Origin of the sequence: Spartinivicinus marinus, assembly GCF_026309355.1 — a bacterium.
Classification (GTDB): Bacteria; Pseudomonadota; Gammaproteobacteria; order Pseudomonadales; family Zooshikellaceae; genus Spartinivicinus; species Spartinivicinus marinus.
Genome location: NZ_JAPJZK010000001.1, coordinates 4,942,714 through 4,958,563, shown reverse-complemented (window position 1 = coordinate 4,958,563; position 15,850 = coordinate 4,942,714). Strand labels below are relative to the sequence as shown.

The following is a 15,850-nucleotide window of genomic DNA, read 5'->3' as shown; positions in this document are numbered from 1 at the left end:
CCCGATACCGGGCTAAAAGATCGGGCTAAAACCATGTGGCTTATTTTCATTTCTCGATTACGCCTACTTTTCACTGTCAGTTTATTGTTATTGCTTACCGCATGCGATAAAGCACCTGAAGAAAAACCTGCTTCCTTAGAGCCCAAAGGTCCGATTAGTCTGGTTTATGTTGAATGGGCCAGTGAAATTGCTAGTACTCATGTAATGAAGGCTTTATTAACTTCTGTTGGTTACAACGTATCGATCAAGCCAGTCACTGCCGATGAAATGTGGAAAAATGTGGGAAACGGTTCTGCAGATGCCATGGTAGCTGCGTGGCTACCTAGCACCCATGCCCATTACCTTGAACAAAACCGGCCCGGCATTAACGACTTTGGTCCAAATCTAACCGGCACTCGAATTGGGTTAGTCGTTCCCTCCAATTTACCGATTAACTCCATAACTGAACTTAATTCGATGGTATCAGAGTTAGAAGGTAAAATTATTGGAATTGATCCAGGGGCAGGATTAATGAAAAAAACTCGTCTAGCAATAAAAGAGTACCAACTGAACTTTCAATTAATTGAAGGCAGTGGTACAACAATGACAAAAGCACTTACCGAAGCCATTAATAACAGCAAACCAGTTGTTGTCACTGGCTGGACACCACACTGGAAATTTGCCAAGTTTGACCTGAAGTACTTGGCAGACCCCAAAGGTATTTATGGCAAACAAGAGTTCATTCATACTATTGCTCGAAAAGGTCTACAAACAGATAAGCCACTAGCAGCTGCCATTTTAAATGCTTTTGAGTGGACTCCAGCTGATATTGCGCAAGTCATGGTATGGATAAATAGTGGCATGACCCCAGAAAAAAGTGCCGAGCGCTGGTTAAGTGCTAATAAAGAGAAAGTGGCTAAGTGGTTGCCCAAAAACTAATACGGCTAAAGTCAAGCAATATATACCCATCACAAAGGGGATAGTTAATCAGAGCCAATCGTATTATTTTCAAGCCGTGCAAGCCGATCATCTATCTGCTTCAATTGTTGTTGCAAACCTAATGATTGATTAGTGACTTCAGCTGCCACTCCATGATTATCCGTAATTTGATAAGCTGAATTACCTTTCCACCAGTCTAAACCCAGCTCCACGGCTTTATCAACAGAACAAATCACTAAACGAATTTCTAAACTCAGTAGCTCTATATCAACCAGTTTTATTTTAATATCCCCAGAAATAACAATACCTTTATCAAGAATTCGTTCCAATAAGTCGGCAACTGACGTGGTTTCAGTTGCATGACGAAGGCCTTGCTGATTTTGCAATGCCATTTATTGACTCCTTTCAACAGTTTCATACTTACAGTAATTGACCAAGCGGCCCTAAATCCAGGTTTAAATCTTCTTCAACCAAACCGAATGCTTCACATAACCTGTCAATTTCTGCTGCTTGCTGCATCAAAGCAATACCTAGCTGCTCTACTTCCTCGTCAGTTAAAGAACCAGCATCCATACGACGAATTGCTTGTCTTTCAAGTAACTCATGAAGTAGTTTAACCAGGGTTAATACTAATTGCCCCAAACCATTCTTAACTTGATCGGTATCAACATTAACTCGCTGTGTAACTGTGGACTGAGGCTGACTGAGCAGATCTTTTTGGTCAGATAAATCGGTAGTCACTATATCAGCAAAGTCCACTAAATAATCAGACGACACTTTAGTCTGCTGGCTCATTCGTTTGTACTACCCCTACCAATTTGATGTTTCATTGCAGTTTCAATTGAGCTAAGCACCAATTGCAAACTAACATGAATAAGATCAATATTTGCAACTGAAAGCGTGACTTCTCCAACAACTACAGCGCCTTTATTAAGCACTCGGTCAAGGGTCTCACATAGAGTAAGACGCTCTGCGTCTTCTATTAATAGCGGTGTTTGACCTTCTTCCTGCTCTAATAAGTTATCAATAGTCATTATTATTTTGCTTAAGAGATGAATACAATTACATATTCATTCACTATTTTTCATCCTTAACTAAAGTTTGTTCTTCGGTTATTGCTGTATTCCTATCAAACTCATCATCAAGCTCACTGTCTTCCTCTTCATCTGGATGTAGAAGTGCTTCAATTTCATCCAGTCGATCAAGTAACACCTGTTCTTCTTCATCAAACTGTTCTTCAGCTATTTCGCCTGATTCTAATTTTCTATACAGTTCAGTTAATGCCTGAGTTATTTGTTCTGATTCACTTTCTAGTTCTTCTTGGGTCAACCGGTAAATTTCTTTGAAAATCCATTTAACACCTTTATATGGTGCTAAGAGAAGGTCATCAATTAAAAACATTGTTATTTCCTCCTCGACTGTTTCATCTAATATGAAAGGTCCAAGGCATTTGGAATATACACTCTTCTCAAACCTCACTTCACTCCAAATTAACTTGCCAACACTTTTAAGTCCAGGTCAACAAAATTATGTGGAGCCCAAGGCCCAGAAAAATCGATATGGCAATCATTATTCAGTTGTGTTGCTGTATCATTAATGTGTTGCTCCAATTCATCAATATTTGCACGATCAACTAAACAGGCAAAGTTCAAGATTTCAAACTCATTACTAGGTTGCAATATTTTTATTTTACGGCAACATGGCTGCAGCATAGCCTCTATGATTTGTTGGTGAGCATCACGTTCTTGATTCAGCAGTTTTTCATACAAACTGCCAACCGCTATTTTTTCATCTCTATTTTTAAACTTTGTATTACTGTTTTGTTGTTTAGACAATAATTTATCTCTTGCTTCCCTTAACTGCGGATAATGATTAACAAAATATTCATAAATATTACCTACTTTCCATTTTACCCGAAGCCCCATTTCGACTTTACCACCTAACTCACCAAGCGCGCTCATAATCAACTCTTCATTGTTCTCTAACAACCGCTGAATTAACTGAGTACTGCTGGTTATAACCCCAAAGCGCATTGGTAGCACTGTTTCCAGCTCAGTAAAATATTTAAGTACTTCTCGGTGGGCAGCTAAATTTCTCCGCTCAGGTCTCACTTTTGGTGATAATATATCACTGGCTACTGCAGCAACTTTACCATAGTTAACAATATATACAGTTGATTTATTAATTCCTGTTAACGACAATTGCTGCTTATCAGTAGCTGCTTTTAAAGCGTAAATGTATTTAACATTACGCAGATTACGCTTTTTCATAGCTACCTTCCTATTGAATTAAACGCTTAGTGGAAGACGGTGATAGTGGTTCTTCATATTGTTTGGGTTCTGATACCCTTGACCAGGGAATCACTGATTTAACCTGTCCAGATTCTGCTTTTACTTCAAGCATGGCAGAACACACCCAACATTTTATCGGACCTTGATAGTCATCATAATTAATACCTAAATCAATGCTATGGCCACAGGAAGTGCAATTAATTTTCATGATAGGCTGCTCCTTGCCGACTGGGTTAAGGTAAGAATTTTATTAAACTCCCCTAACCTGCCAATGCCAAATAGTTAATTTGCTATTATAAGTTTTTTTTATTGCTTTTCGAAGTATAGGCATTGACCGAGAAATTACCACTTCCTTCAATAGTCAATTCTTAAACCATTATTGACGGCCAACTCCGGCTGAATATTATTCTGTTCTGATTTTTTTTCCAATATACCTGTAGCGTTATTCAACTGATTGCGTAACTCAATTAACTCATGGTCAATGCGGCTAAGGCTCTTGTCAATATTATCAATTCGTAACATAGTTGCCTCACGCTCCTTGAGTTTTCTCATCCTTTGTATTTCCAGAGCGCCTAGCTTAAAGTAAGAGCGATAAGACAGATGTCGCTGGTCAGTTTTACCACTCATTGTTTTGATATCAGTCATTCCTGGTCTTGGTTTGGTTGGGCTTCCCATAACAGCTCTCCTGACTATTTTTTATCCAGCTCAATAATTTTCACCGTGCATATCTTTCTTATTACTTCACTGATGAGTTGTTCTCTTTGTTTTATATTATTAGGTGATGTGCTTGTTGTTACAACATTAAAAAGGTCATAACAAGTACGACGAAAATTAATATTGTCCCACCGAGCCTGCCCACCAGACTGAGCTAGCACTTTGCCAATGGCAATACCAGAACGAATTGTGGTTTTAAATTGATTTTTTTTCACCTTTCGTAACGTACGCATGACTCTTACTATACGCTGAGCTTCACTCCATTCAATACCTGAGCGTTTCGACACAATTTCTATTTCTGTTTCTAAGTCAGGATGCTCAAGTCTAATGGTGATCATTCTATCCAACAATGCATCTTGTGCTTTATGGGTTCCTGCATACTCTTCTGGGTTAGAAGTAAAAATAGCGTGAAAATCAGGGTTAACATCAAGATAGCCTTCCCCTCTATGACGAAGCCCAGGTAAATTCAATACCCCCTCAGACAAGACACTAAGTAATACATTGTTTGCTTCCGGACGAGAACGATTAAATTCATCATAAATTAAGGTATCACCATTACGACAAGCAGATGTCAAACGATTATCCACCCATAACTGCATCATTTCTTCTTCTCGTTTGATCACTGAATGAATAAAATTGTCAACAACTTGTTTTTTACTGTAACCAGCATCTTTACCAATTAAATCAGAACTGCCAAATTCATCATTACCATGTATCAGTGTCACTGGTCTTCTAAGTGAAGCAGCCACGTGGAATGCTAAGGTTGTTTTTCCTGTACCGGCTGGGCCTGCAAAGTGAACTGGATAACCCGCTTTCAAATAACCCTGTGCTCGTTGAACAATTTCTTCAACATAAGGGGTAAGAACAAACTTATCGCTGGCTGTTGGAATAATTTTATCTTCATTAGCTGGTAATTTAGCCACTGCAACCCCACTAACACCTGCTTGATTATTGGTCATTCTATATCCACTCCCAAGGAAAATTAATTTAATACACAGCAATATATTTCAACATTAGATTAATGCTGCTTTATAAAATTATTAAGCTTCAACAACAGCAGTTATCAATAAATTATTATTTTTAGTTATATACCCATCATGATTCATTTTTAGGTATAAAGACAAAGTAATATTTACAGCGTAAATTTATTTAGGCAGAACCGCCAAACGATGAATTCCAACAGCACTTTTGTACTTTAAAGGTTTAAAAATCATTCGTAACGAGTATACTGAGGGCTATTTAGCCCCCAGTGAACACTATACTCAAGCTGGTGCAGCAGCACTGGCAGTTAAACCAATAGCTTCGGCATATTTCAGATAAGTTTCAACTGAAGAAACAACAACCCGCGCTTCAACAGATAATAACTCAATACCAACTAATGAAACTTTAACCCACGCGTCAACTACAATACCTTTATCCAAAATACGATCGACTACTTCAGCTAGCCCAGAAGAATCAGTTGATTTTTGAATAGTAGCCATGTAAATCTCCCTATTTTAATATTAAAAATTTATTTTTTTGTCTACAGAAATGGCTATCACCACTTCTATGAAGATACTTTAGCATAGGCAATGCCATACTTCATTTTCACTATAAATATTTTAGCTCACTGAATTTTCAATCATTTTAATCAAGCATCTCGCTAACTTAGTAGTAGTTAAGCATTCTATCCAATAGTAGCTATGGAATAAAAACCATAATAGGGTTTCTATTCCATATATACTCTTCGCGAATAATTTTTAGGCTTTGTTACCATCGCACTTCACTCCAGTCATTTAGTTTATCTAAACTCCTGGGACTTCATCTCTCGGTGGCCTTGCCTAAATAATCCTTCGCTGTGAGTATATACCACTTTATTTTTACACCTAAAAATGATTTGTGATGGGTATACTCATTGCAAATAAATTTTAGATTGCTTGAAGGTTTTTAGAAAAGCTGGTTATTTATCAAACTTCATTAAAGCATTTTTAAAATATCATTATGGGTAAAAGGCTTTGCGATGAAATCATAAATTAAGCCTGCTGACAATGCTTGCTGAATGGTTGGATCATCTTTATAGTAATAACCAGAAACCAACACAACTTGCAGCGAGGGTACCAACTTATGGACTTGCCGAGCTAGTTCCAAGCCTTCTATATCAGGCAACTTGGCATCCATAAAGACTCTACCAAAAGCGTGGCTTTTAATAAGAGATAATACTTCCCCGCCTGTTTGTAAAGTCACTACACTGCCACCTGCCGAACTTAAAATTCGCTTCATCACCCAACAGATATCAGGCTCATCATCCACGACAAGATAATCTGCTTTTTTTAGCAATATTAACTGTCCTTTTGTTGCAAAGGCAGTTTAATCGTAAACTTACTGCCTCGATTTAGATAACTTTCCACCAGAATGTGGCCAAAGTGTTGTTTAATAATTGAATAACAAATGGTAAGTCCTAATCCAGTACCTTTTCCTATCGGTGATGTAGTATGAAATGGATCAAATATTTTATCAAAGTCCTTTGGATTTATCCCAACGCCAGTATCTTCAACTTGTACTTCAACACAATCAGAATAAAGAAAAAAACTAACGGTTAAAGCCCCCCCATTAGGCATAGCATTTACTGCATTTAAACATAAATTTAAAAAAACCTGCTGTAGTAAGCTAGCCACGCCATTGACTAACACCCGCTGTTTTGGAAACTGGCTATTCACACAGATATTTTGAACCTTCGCATGACTGGCAATTAATGTTAATGCTTCTTGAACAACTTTAATCAAGTCAACCGACACCATCTCTGATGCCGTTGTAGGTCGAGAAAACCGCAATAAATTTTCTATGATAGAAGAAATTTTTTCGATACTCACTTGTATTTTATCTGCACACTCTCTGGCAAATGGTGTAGGAAGAGACTCTTCCTGAAGAAATTGGGCAGCTGACGAGCATATCGCTAATGGATTGCGAATTTCATGGGCAATCCCTCCAGCCATTACACCTAAAGCGGCAATTTTTTGTGATTGTCTTAATTGATACTCTAATTTACGTTGCTCAGTTAAGTCCCGTCCCACTGCAACAAAACCAACCACTTTTCGATAATCATCCATCATCGGTGATACCACCCATGATACGGGAATCATCTGGTTCTCTTTGGTAATAAGTTCCCATTCAGCAGTGTGGACATCGCTACCCGAACAAATCTGCCCAAGAAACCCCTTGATGTTTGCCACTTGGCTACAAAATTCTGACCAGCAATGGCCTTTGACTTCATTGAACTTAAATCCTGATAACTTTTCTGCAGCTGAATTCCAGGTAAGAATTCGCCCAGATAAATCCGTAGATAATACAATATCTTGGGCACTTTCAACGACACTGGCTAAATGCCGCTCCATTCGTCGTACTTCTTCACTTAAACGTACTTGCTCTGTGACATCTTCCATCAACAGAACAACAAGTCGCACACTTTCATCCTCACCAATCGGTAAAATACTGTAATAATAAGTACGAATAGGTATACCTGGGGCACGATAAGTCATTCGATGCCCACGCACCACCCGTTTTTTTTCAAAACAGTCATACACCTGTTTCTTTATACTGGTATGCTCTAAAATAACGGCTGGAAATACTTCTTCTAATCGTCGACTAATAGTATCTCTCATCAGCCGCTGACTTTTTTCTAAAAAATTTCTATTAACAGAGACGATCCGCAAACTCTCATCCAAAACTAAAATAGACGAAGGAATGGCATCCAATAGAATACTGTAAAGCTGCATTTTATCTGGTAAAGTCAAACACTGTATATCTGTCAACATGCCACCGAACTCCCTATTTTATTCTTTTTAAATTAACTCATGGGCTGTGTGACGAAATTATAAGGAGGCCATGGCCCACTCAGTAACAATTTTTGACAATCACTTGATTTTGATAGTAACTGTTGAAATGCAATATCAAATGGTTTTATCACTTTTTTAGCAACCAGATAATAAATTGAAAGAACCTGCTGACCTGTTTGTGTTTTCACTTCCCACTGACATTGATGATAAAGTCCCTGAAATGCATCATTAATACTTTCAATGAATGTGTTCAATTCAGCATTATTAGTTGTCTCATTATAATATGACCGTCTGGATTGTAGATATGCTGCTCCAGCGACTTGCTTGTTAACACCCGATAATACTTCCTCTTGCAATACTCCTTGATCAAGCAACGCTGATTTTATTTTATTGGTTAGTTGTGAGGGCAAAAGCGCTTTTATACTAAACTCTGCGAGATTGTCTAGAGAGGTTAACAACTTTGTGTATTGTTGATAGTAATTGCTTAAGTAGCTAATTAACTGTTGTTTATTATCCAGGCAACAACCAAAGCGAATAGGAATGAGTGTATATTGATTATATAGCCTTTCAATTATCTGACTAAAGACTAATACATCACGAATAGCTGCCTTTTTCTGACTATTTTCACTGTTAGCAAAATGTGCTTGTTGATGCAGGTCATCGGAATAAAAACTATAGGCAGCAAAAAGATCATGATAACTAGCAACAAGTACTTTTTTCCCTTGCACTCCAACGGGCAAACCTGTGCATAAATCAGTCACTTGTGGCGTTTGAAATAAGCAATATAACAAACATTTCATGAGGCCACGTTGAGTGACTCAGAAGTAAACGTGGTTCGACAAAAACTATAGGGTGGCCAGCGAGTACAGCTGAATTGCAGGCCATATTCCTGCCAACGGCTATTATTCTCTGCTATTTTTTGCAAAAAGTTGTCTTGCTGCAAAGTATCAACTAAAAACGCCAGATTCAATATCGTTTCTACTTGACTACCATCAGGTAATTCCGCTTGTTTTGTCATCACTTTTCGTTGGCACCACTCTCTAGCCAGTGCCGATAATTCACTAGTAAATGTCTGACAAGTGCCGTTTAACCATTGATTAACTTGTTTGCCAAGCTCCCTACGTAAACGCTGCTCCTGCAAGTGCCGTATACCTGCCGAATGAGAAAGTGTTGACTGCTGTTGCTGACAAGTGATTTCCCACAGTGCTGTCTGTGCTTGTTGCCTATCAAGAAACCCTTTCACAGCCCATTCATTACATAGGGCAAACTTAGTTAAACATTGTTTAATGCTGTGTTGCTGGCAAGCCATTTGCTCAGCTAGCTGACGGGTAGACGAAAACAAGGTAGCAAAGCGCACGGGGTAAATAGGCACATGCTGCCACACTTGCTCCACTACTTGTTCATGCTGATAAGCCTGTTGAGTCAACCACTCTGGATCTTGTAATCGCTGCTCAGCTGCTGATCCAGTAAATACATCAATTGACACCTTGCTGATAACCGCCGCGAGTTGCTGCTGATAATAAATAATAACTGGGGCCTCGCTAATCCCCAATACTTTAATTGGCACAGGTAATGCGTGAGGCAGGATAAAACCATATAAATAAATAGCTTCATCAGTTAATAATGTTAAATCCGCAGCTTCTTCAGCCATGCCCATGCTTCCAGGCTTCTTCCATAGCAGCGGCAAAATCAGCTTCGCTAATAGAAACTTGTATCTCACCTGAATCATCCATCGAGGCGATAGCACGTCGGATAGCAGCAATCGCCGCTTGATTACACACCCCCGCAATGTCTGCGCCACTAAAGTCTACCGCCTGATCAGCTAAGCTAGCTGCTGATACACTGGATACCACAGGCTTGCTTTGTAGATGAATAGTAAAAATCTGCTCACGATCCCAAGCAGTCGGTAACCCAATTTCTACCACTTGATCAAATCGCCCAGGCCTTAACATGGCAGGGTCAATTAAATCGGTACGGTTGGTGGCCCCTAGAACAAAAACCCCTTTTAGCTCATCAATGCCATCCATTTCCGCTAAAAACTGACTCAACACCCGCTCTGACACATGAGAGTCCGTTCCTGCAGCACTTCGCGCGGGTACCAAACTATCAATTTCATCAAAAAATATAATACAAGGTGCTGCTTGCCGGGCTTTATGAAAAACCTCTCGCACTGCACGCTCTGATTCACCCACGTATTTGGACATTAACGCTGGGCCTTTCACACTAATGAAGTTCACTCCACTTTCATTTGCCACCGCTTGAGCCACCAGCGTTTTTCCCACGCCAGGTGGCCCACCTAAAAGTAGTCCTTTAGGCGGATTCACTCCAGCCTGCTGAAATAGTTCTGGATATTTCAGTGGCCACTCAACCGCTTCTTTAAGGTGTTTTTTAACCTTTTCCATGCCCCCTACATCATCCCAATGTACATCAGGTACTTCAACAAACACTTCACGGATAGCGGAAGGTTCTACTTCACACATGGCGGCTAAAAAGTCATCCATTTGTACCTGGAGATTTAACAGTTGCTCCGAGGGTATTTCCTCTAAAGTAAAATTAATATCGGGCAAAATACGACGCAAAGCAATCATGGCTGCTTCACGACATAAGGCTTCTAAATCAGCACCGACAAAACCATGACTGCTATCTGCCAACTGTGTAATATCGACATCATCGGCTAATGGCATACCACGGCTATGTATTTCTAAAATAGCCAATCGACCATGACGATCAGGAATTGGAATCGCAATTTCCCGATCAAAGCGTCCTGGCCGCCTTAAAGCCGGATCAAGAGCATTAGGCAAGTTAGTCGCTGCAATTACAATGACATTATTGCGCTTATTAAGTCCATCCATCAGCGCTAATAGCTGGGCAACTACGCGCTTTTCTACTTCACCTGTCACCTGATCACGGCGTGGAGCAATGGCATCAATTTCATCGAGAAAAACGATACTGGGTCCTTTTTTACTGGCTTGCTCAAATACTTTGCGTAAAGCCGCTTCACTCTCGCCATAAAACTTATGGACGATTTCCGGGCCACTGACAGAAAAGAAATTAGCTTCTGTTTCCTGAGCAATAATCCGTGCTATTAAGGTTTTACCGCAACCCGGTGGTCCATGGAGTAACACACCTTTAGGAGCATCGATACCCAAGCGCTCAAACACTTCTGGGTAACGCAAAGGTAATTCAATCATCTCACGAATACGATGTAATTGATTTTTTAAACCACCAACATCTTCATAAGAGGCTGTAATTGTGGGTTCATTTTCCTGAGACTTACCAACACTTAATTCCGTGGTAGGGTTTATCAGCACAGCACCTCGTGGCACAGTGCTTTGCACCCGAAAATCAGCAGAGCCTCGCCCAAATAAAGGAACATGAATCCGGTCGCCTTCCATAACCGGTAATCCATCCACTAGATTGCAGATATAATCCAAGTCACGTTGTTTAGGCGTAAAAGTGATTGGCGCAATCACCAAGCGCTCTGCATGACGCGCCCTAACCGGTTGAATGGTTAATTGCTCATCTAATTTAACACCCGCATTTTGTCGGGTAATGCCATCTAACTGAACCTGACCTTTACCCCGCATCTCTTTATAAGCAGGCATAAGCTTGGCAACGGTACGACGCTTACCGACAATTTCAACAATATCGCCAACATCCATGCCTAACTGCTTGATATCTTCAGGTCCCATCCGCGCAAACGAGCGCCCGACATCTTTGCTTAACGCTTCTGCCACTTTTAACGTTAAAGCTTTATTAGCGGTTTTTTCCTTATCTGACTGCTCTTCCATATGCTCAACACTTTCCTTTACTGTGATCCTTAAAGGTTATCCCTAAAGCCCTTAGAAGTTGTCGAGATATCCCTCTTACGTTGGGGTACTGACTCGCTCTAACTTAATTTCAACCACCCCGTTTTTAACTCTGACGCTCATGCTGTCGTCACTAAATTTTTCAGGTAATAACATTTCTTTACGGTATTTTTTATCACCCCGTTCAGCAGCCAAGATTAAAATATCATCTTTCAATTCCAGTATTAAATCATGCTGGTTGATACCGGGCATCTCCCCTACCAACAAGACATGATCTTCTTCTTCAAAAATATCAACTAAAGGTTCACGCACGTCTTTTATTTCGGTTTTACCTGTTTTTTTATTACGATAGACATTACCAAAAGGCTCAACCTGTACTTCCGAGTCACCTTGCTCTCCGAGTCCCATTTTTACTGAAAAGCCAAAAACACCTTTTGCCTCTTGGCCTTCCTTGATCTCAAACTCCATTTCACCAGTACGTTTCAATGTTTCACCGGCTTCCGCCAGATCTGTCAGTTTATCCACCAACCCATTTAAGCCTTCCAGAATGCCGCCAAAATGCATACCAGCGCCACCACGCTCATTATCCTTTGCCATAACTAATCCCTAATTATGCTATTCCATATCTTTTTAGCTTAGTATGAATTGTTTTGTAGTCCACCTGAAGTAAACGTGCCGCTTCTGCTTTATTACCATTGGTAAACGCTAACACCTCAGTTAATACTTGCCTTTCAACACATGCCGTATGCTTTTTTACAATGTCTTTCAAGGAAAGACCCTGATAGGACAATGTTTTATCAATGACCTGCGATATATCATTATCGTTTTGTGAATCCAGCTGGATATGTTGCTCAGTAATCATCTCTTCTGCTAACAATACGGCTCGCCGCACAACAGTCCGCAATTGCCGGACATTGCCAGGCCAATCATAGGCTTGAAGTTGACAGCAAGCACCTTTAGAAAACCCTGTAACTGTTTTTTTCAACTCTTGATTAGATGCTTTACGAAAACTTTCCGCCAAAAATAAAATATCGTCTGAACGTTCTCTCAAAGCTGGTAGATTAATAGCAAACTCATTCAGCCGATAATAAAGATCTTCTCTAAATGCACCATTCCCTATAATGGCACGTAAATCTTGGTTAGAAGCAGCTAATAATCTTACATCCACAGGAATAGCGCTGGTACCACCCACAGGAAAAATAACTTTATCTTGCAAGACACATAATAATTTCATTTGTGATGATAATGACAAATTTGCCACTTCATCTAAAAATAAAGTACCTCCTTGAGCTAACTCAAACTGTCCAGCTTTACGACGGGTAGCGCCAGTAAATGCCCCTTTTTCATAACCAAATAGTTCACTTTCCAATAGACTTTCTGGAATAGCGCCACAATCTAACGCAACAAAAGGATTTTTGGCTCGTGGACTGGCCTCATGAATAGTTCTTGCTAATAAACTCTTTCCCGTGCCCGTTTCACCTTGTAACACCACGGTAAAATTGGTTTGCGCCACTCGTCTAACATCAGCTGCTAAATGTTCAATCGCCTGGCTGGGTCCCATTAATTGATGAAGCTGTGTCTCTACTTCCATTGCAGAGCCAGTTTTAACTACTGTTTGCTTGCCTTGCTCCAAAGCACAGCGAATCACCCGAATAACATGTTCATGGTTAAATGGTTTTGAAATATAGTCCACGGCACCTGCCCGCATCACTGCCACTGCATCAGCAATACCCGCGTGCCCGGTAATCATAATCACCGGCAACTCTGGTCGTTGTTGTAATGCCCGTTTTAATAGCTCAATGCCTGTCATTTCAGGCATTTGTACATCTACCAGCATTACATCGGGCCAGTCCGAGTTAATTTTTTCCAGCGCAGTGAAACCGTTATAGACGGCCGTTGCTTTATGCTCATGGGTTTTCATCAAATAACACAACATCTGACACATATCAGGGTCATCATCAACAATTAATATATTGCCAGGTTCAGCCGCTGCCACAGTACTTCTCCTCACTCTTTATTGATTATTATTTTGCGCATCGGCTATTGGGTTAATTAGCTGAATATCATTGGCGAGTAAGCTAGAGAGGCTATGTAACATACCTAGAAAAATGATTGCCGTTTCCTGTTCGGCTAACGTTGAGTTAATCCGTTCTGCAATAAACTGGTCCCGTTGCAGCAATAACTGTTTCGCTTTTTCTAGTGTGTGTTGCTGATGTTTTTGAGTAATAGCCACTTTTGTGAACTGATATTCCTCTCGTAATAATTCCGACGATTCAGTCCCCATTAACGTGGCACCTTTTGCCATTAAATCCAGCAACAATTGATGATTAATACTACCCTGCTCAGCTAGATCACGGACAATTTGCTGCTCTTTACCACATATGGGCAAGCCATCTTGATACAGCTTCACCTTGGCAAAGTTCAGTTGTAAACTATGCACAAATTGCTTTATTTCATTCCAAGCCTGGGTAATTAAGGCTTGCTGTTGTGCCCAGGCTTGTTGCCCCTGTTGATGAATTTGTGTTTGACTAACTGACGCAGCTAAACTCCCCAAATCAACTTGGGTATGAATGATAGGAATTTGAATAACGACCCGATTAACTGTGTTGGTTTCACGCCCACTGTTCATGTCAATAATTGGTATCCCTTCCTAGTAGACTGCTATTGTATACCACGCATTGGTGATATTTTTTGCTCTTTTTTTCAACAGCCTAATACAGTGAAACACTGATTTTTATAAAGAAACACACCTAGTGTAGTACGGGACAGCCATTTAGGTGGGAATTAGAATTATTAAGAAAAGGCTGCTTAGTCGATTAAACAAAGTAGTCAACCAACCCAACCCCTTGCTCACCGACATTAGCCTCAGCGGTCGTTGTATCTTGCTCTTCGTCCATCTCTTCAGTTGCATCAGCCTGGAATCCTGATTGGCGATTCGACTCTGCAAATTGCTGGCTAGAAACATCCACATTGACCAAGTCAATACCTTGTTGCGCAAACATTTCCCTTAACCGAACCAATTGCGCTTCGATACTTTCCCGAACACTGGCATGGTGACTGGTAAACTGTACATTTGCCTGGTCTTGGGTCACCTGTACGCGTACCTCAACCATTCCCAAGTCAGGAGGATCTAATTGAATATGGGCCGTTTTAACCCCTTGCTGAACTAGCCAAACCACTCGATCAGAAAACTGTTGTCCCCAATTAGGGTGAGGCATCGGTAAAGGCAGTTGCGAAGCAACCACTGACGGTTGAGCAAGCTGAGCCGAATTAGCATTGATACTTGAGCCTGTCAGCTGCAAAGCGGGAAATTGTGATAAATGGCTTTGCGCTGTTTCATGGGTAGCCGCATTGAGAAGTGGAAAGTCTATACGCTGCTCGACACCCGCCTGTAAGCTCATTAATCCTAGTTGATTATTGAGTTTGCTTGGGTTTAGTAAAGACATGAGTCCTGTACTGTTTTCTCCACCGTCTAGTAACTGGGTTTTAACATCAGCGAGGGTTTCTCCTAACAACTGATGCGGCATGGCTTGATGAGAAGAGCCTCGCTCAGCTTTGGCCAAATTCTGCCAATGAAACTGCAGCGCCCCGGCCTCTTCTTGCTTCATTAACGCTGCGAATGGGTTCAACTCCGCCAGTAGCATATTGGGATCATTGTATTGATCACTTTCCTGCTCATCACCTACTGCTGTTTTAAGAGGTTTAGTGCTGGGCTGGGTGCTTTCCATTAGCGTACTGATGTCCATTTCAGCTTGATCACTTTCCTGTTGATTACGTTGCTCAGTTGTCAGTAATAGCGCTTCATCTAGCATTGATGGCGCAATTAACGCTTCTAACGCTTCAGTTGCTTCAACAGCAACCTGGTGCTCTGGCTCTACTTCTTGTGATGCTTGTGGTGCGTGGGCTTCTACTTTAGTTTTAGTCTGCTTGTCAGTGTCAGTCGTTTGGGTAGTGGTTTTAGTGGCGGCAACTGGTTGCCGCTGCTTATCAAGTGTTTGCTGAAAAGGTTTTTTATCAGCAGGCTCAATCTCTGGACGAGGCTCAACAGCCGGTGCTTTTTCTTGCTGGCTTGTGGCAGGCTTCAGCTCAGAAGCCCCTATATTTAACAAGAAGGTATTCACTGCTTAACTCTCTAACTATTTACCAACTACTTATTTATTAACTACTTATTAACGACTTAACTCGCTAACAACCGCTACTACTGATTATTTTTTACTGACTAACCACCAACACCCTTACAAACGACTATTGCCGCTTTTTGTTGTTATCTAAGAAACAGCAATGGTTATGCCAAGCAGATTAAAGA

At 40.6% G+C, this 15,850-nt stretch carries 19 protein-coding genes; 1 reads left to right on the top strand and 18 read right to left on the bottom strand.

Annotation, left to right across the window (positions count from 1 at the left end; translation table 11 throughout):
* Positions 1–33: 33 nt before the first annotated feature.
* A complete protein-coding gene (locus OQE68_RS22265; protein ID WP_180567528.1) occupies positions 34–918 on the top strand; it encodes a glycine betaine ABC transporter substrate-binding protein in 885 nt (294 codons plus the stop codon).
* A gap of 44 nt (positions 919–962) precedes the next feature.
* Here OQE68_RS22265 and OQE68_RS22260 read toward each other — a convergent pair whose 3' ends face one another.
* The 18 genes from OQE68_RS22260 to OQE68_RS30980 all read right to left on the bottom strand — a co-directional run bounded on the left by OQE68_RS22260 (position 963) and on the right by OQE68_RS30980 (position 15,665).
* Positions 963–1,310, bottom strand: coding sequence for a gas vesicle protein (locus tag OQE68_RS22260; RefSeq protein ID WP_180567529.1), 348 nt, complete (start codon positions 1,308–1,310; stop codon positions 963–965).
* Positions 1,311–1,338: 28 nt separating this feature from the next.
* A complete protein-coding gene (locus OQE68_RS22255; protein ID WP_180567530.1) occupies positions 1,339–1,713 on the bottom strand; it encodes a gas vesicle protein K in 375 nt (124 codons plus the stop codon).
* A complete protein-coding gene (locus OQE68_RS22250; RefSeq protein WP_180567531.1) occupies positions 1,710–1,952 on the bottom strand; it encodes a gas vesicle protein in 243 nt (80 codons plus the stop codon). Before OQE68_RS22250 ends, OQE68_RS22255 begins: the two co-directional genes overlap by 4 nt.
* A gap of 43 nt (positions 1,953–1,995) precedes the next feature.
* The gene (locus OQE68_RS22245) at positions 1,996–2,319 is read right to left on the bottom strand and encodes a gas vesicle protein GvpG (RefSeq protein WP_180567532.1); all 324 of its coding nucleotides are present in this window, start codon (positions 2,317–2,319) and stop codon (positions 1,996–1,998) included.
* 89 nt (positions 2,320–2,408) lie between these two features.
* Positions 2,409–3,188, bottom strand: a complete 780-nt coding sequence (locus OQE68_RS22240) for a GvpL/GvpF family gas vesicle protein (RefSeq protein ID WP_180567533.1) — start codon at positions 3,186–3,188, stop codon at positions 2,409–2,411.
* Positions 3,189–3,198: 10 nt separating this feature from the next.
* A complete protein-coding gene (locus OQE68_RS22235; RefSeq protein ID WP_180567534.1) occupies positions 3,199–3,417 on the bottom strand; it encodes a hypothetical protein in 219 nt (72 codons plus the stop codon).
* Between the two features lie 146 nt (positions 3,418–3,563).
* Positions 3,564–3,884, bottom strand: coding sequence for a hypothetical protein (locus OQE68_RS22230; protein ID WP_180567535.1), 321 nt, complete (start codon positions 3,882–3,884; stop codon positions 3,564–3,566).
* Between the two features lie 14 nt (positions 3,885–3,898).
* Positions 3,899–4,882, bottom strand: coding sequence for a gas vesicle protein GvpN (gene gvpN / locus OQE68_RS22225; RefSeq protein ID WP_180567536.1), 984 nt, complete (start codon positions 4,880–4,882; stop codon positions 3,899–3,901).
* A 303-nt stretch (positions 4,883–5,185) separates the two neighbouring features.
* Positions 5,186–5,404: a gas vesicle structural protein GvpA gene (gene gvpA / locus OQE68_RS22220; protein WP_163833110.1), complete on the bottom strand. Its 219-nt coding sequence runs from the start codon at positions 5,402–5,404 to the stop codon at positions 5,186–5,188.
* Between the two features lie 475 nt (positions 5,405–5,879).
* Positions 5,880–6,239: a response regulator gene (locus tag OQE68_RS22215; RefSeq protein ID WP_219339954.1), complete on the bottom strand. Its 360-nt coding sequence runs from the start codon at positions 6,237–6,239 to the stop codon at positions 5,880–5,882.
* Positions 6,240–6,241: 2 nt separating this feature from the next.
* Positions 6,242–7,714, bottom strand: coding sequence for a PAS domain-containing sensor histidine kinase (locus OQE68_RS22210; protein WP_180567537.1), 1,473 nt, complete (start codon positions 7,712–7,714; stop codon positions 6,242–6,244).
* A 32-nt stretch (positions 7,715–7,746) separates the two neighbouring features.
* Positions 7,747–8,535, bottom strand: a complete 789-nt coding sequence (locus OQE68_RS22205; RefSeq protein WP_180567538.1) for a GvpL/GvpF family gas vesicle protein — start codon at positions 8,533–8,535, stop codon at positions 7,747–7,749.
* The gene (locus OQE68_RS22200) at positions 8,532–9,386 is read right to left on the bottom strand and encodes a GvpL/GvpF family gas vesicle protein (protein ID WP_180567539.1); all 855 of its coding nucleotides are present in this window, start codon (positions 9,384–9,386) and stop codon (positions 8,532–8,534) included. Before OQE68_RS22200 ends, OQE68_RS22205 begins: the two co-directional genes overlap by 4 nt.
* Positions 9,379–11,526 carry a CDC48 family AAA ATPase gene (locus tag OQE68_RS22195; RefSeq protein ID WP_180567540.1) on the bottom strand — a complete coding sequence of 716 codons (2,148 nt, stop codon included), beginning with the start codon at positions 11,524–11,526 and terminating at the stop codon, positions 9,379–9,381. The genes OQE68_RS22200 and OQE68_RS22195 overlap by 8 nt, the downstream gene beginning before the upstream one ends.
* 75 nt (positions 11,527–11,601) lie before the next feature.
* Positions 11,602–12,141: an Hsp20/alpha crystallin family protein gene (locus tag OQE68_RS22190; protein WP_180567541.1), complete on the bottom strand. Its 540-nt coding sequence runs from the start codon at positions 12,139–12,141 to the stop codon at positions 11,602–11,604.
* A gap of 13 nt (positions 12,142–12,154) precedes the next feature.
* The gene (locus OQE68_RS22185) at positions 12,155–13,540 is read right to left on the bottom strand and encodes a sigma-54-dependent transcriptional regulator (protein WP_219339955.1); all 1,386 of its coding nucleotides are present in this window, start codon (positions 13,538–13,540) and stop codon (positions 12,155–12,157) included.
* Between the two features lie 18 nt (positions 13,541–13,558).
* Entirely contained in the window at positions 13,559–14,173 is a 615-nt protein-coding gene (locus tag OQE68_RS22180; RefSeq protein WP_180567542.1) for a hypothetical protein, read from the bottom strand.
* Positions 14,174–14,360: 187 nt separating this feature from the next.
* The gene (locus tag OQE68_RS30980) at positions 14,361–15,665 is read right to left on the bottom strand and encodes a flagellar hook-length control protein FliK (protein ID WP_180567543.1); all 1,305 of its coding nucleotides are present in this window, start codon (positions 15,663–15,665) and stop codon (positions 14,361–14,363) included.
* Positions 15,666–15,850 lie beyond the last annotated feature (185 nt).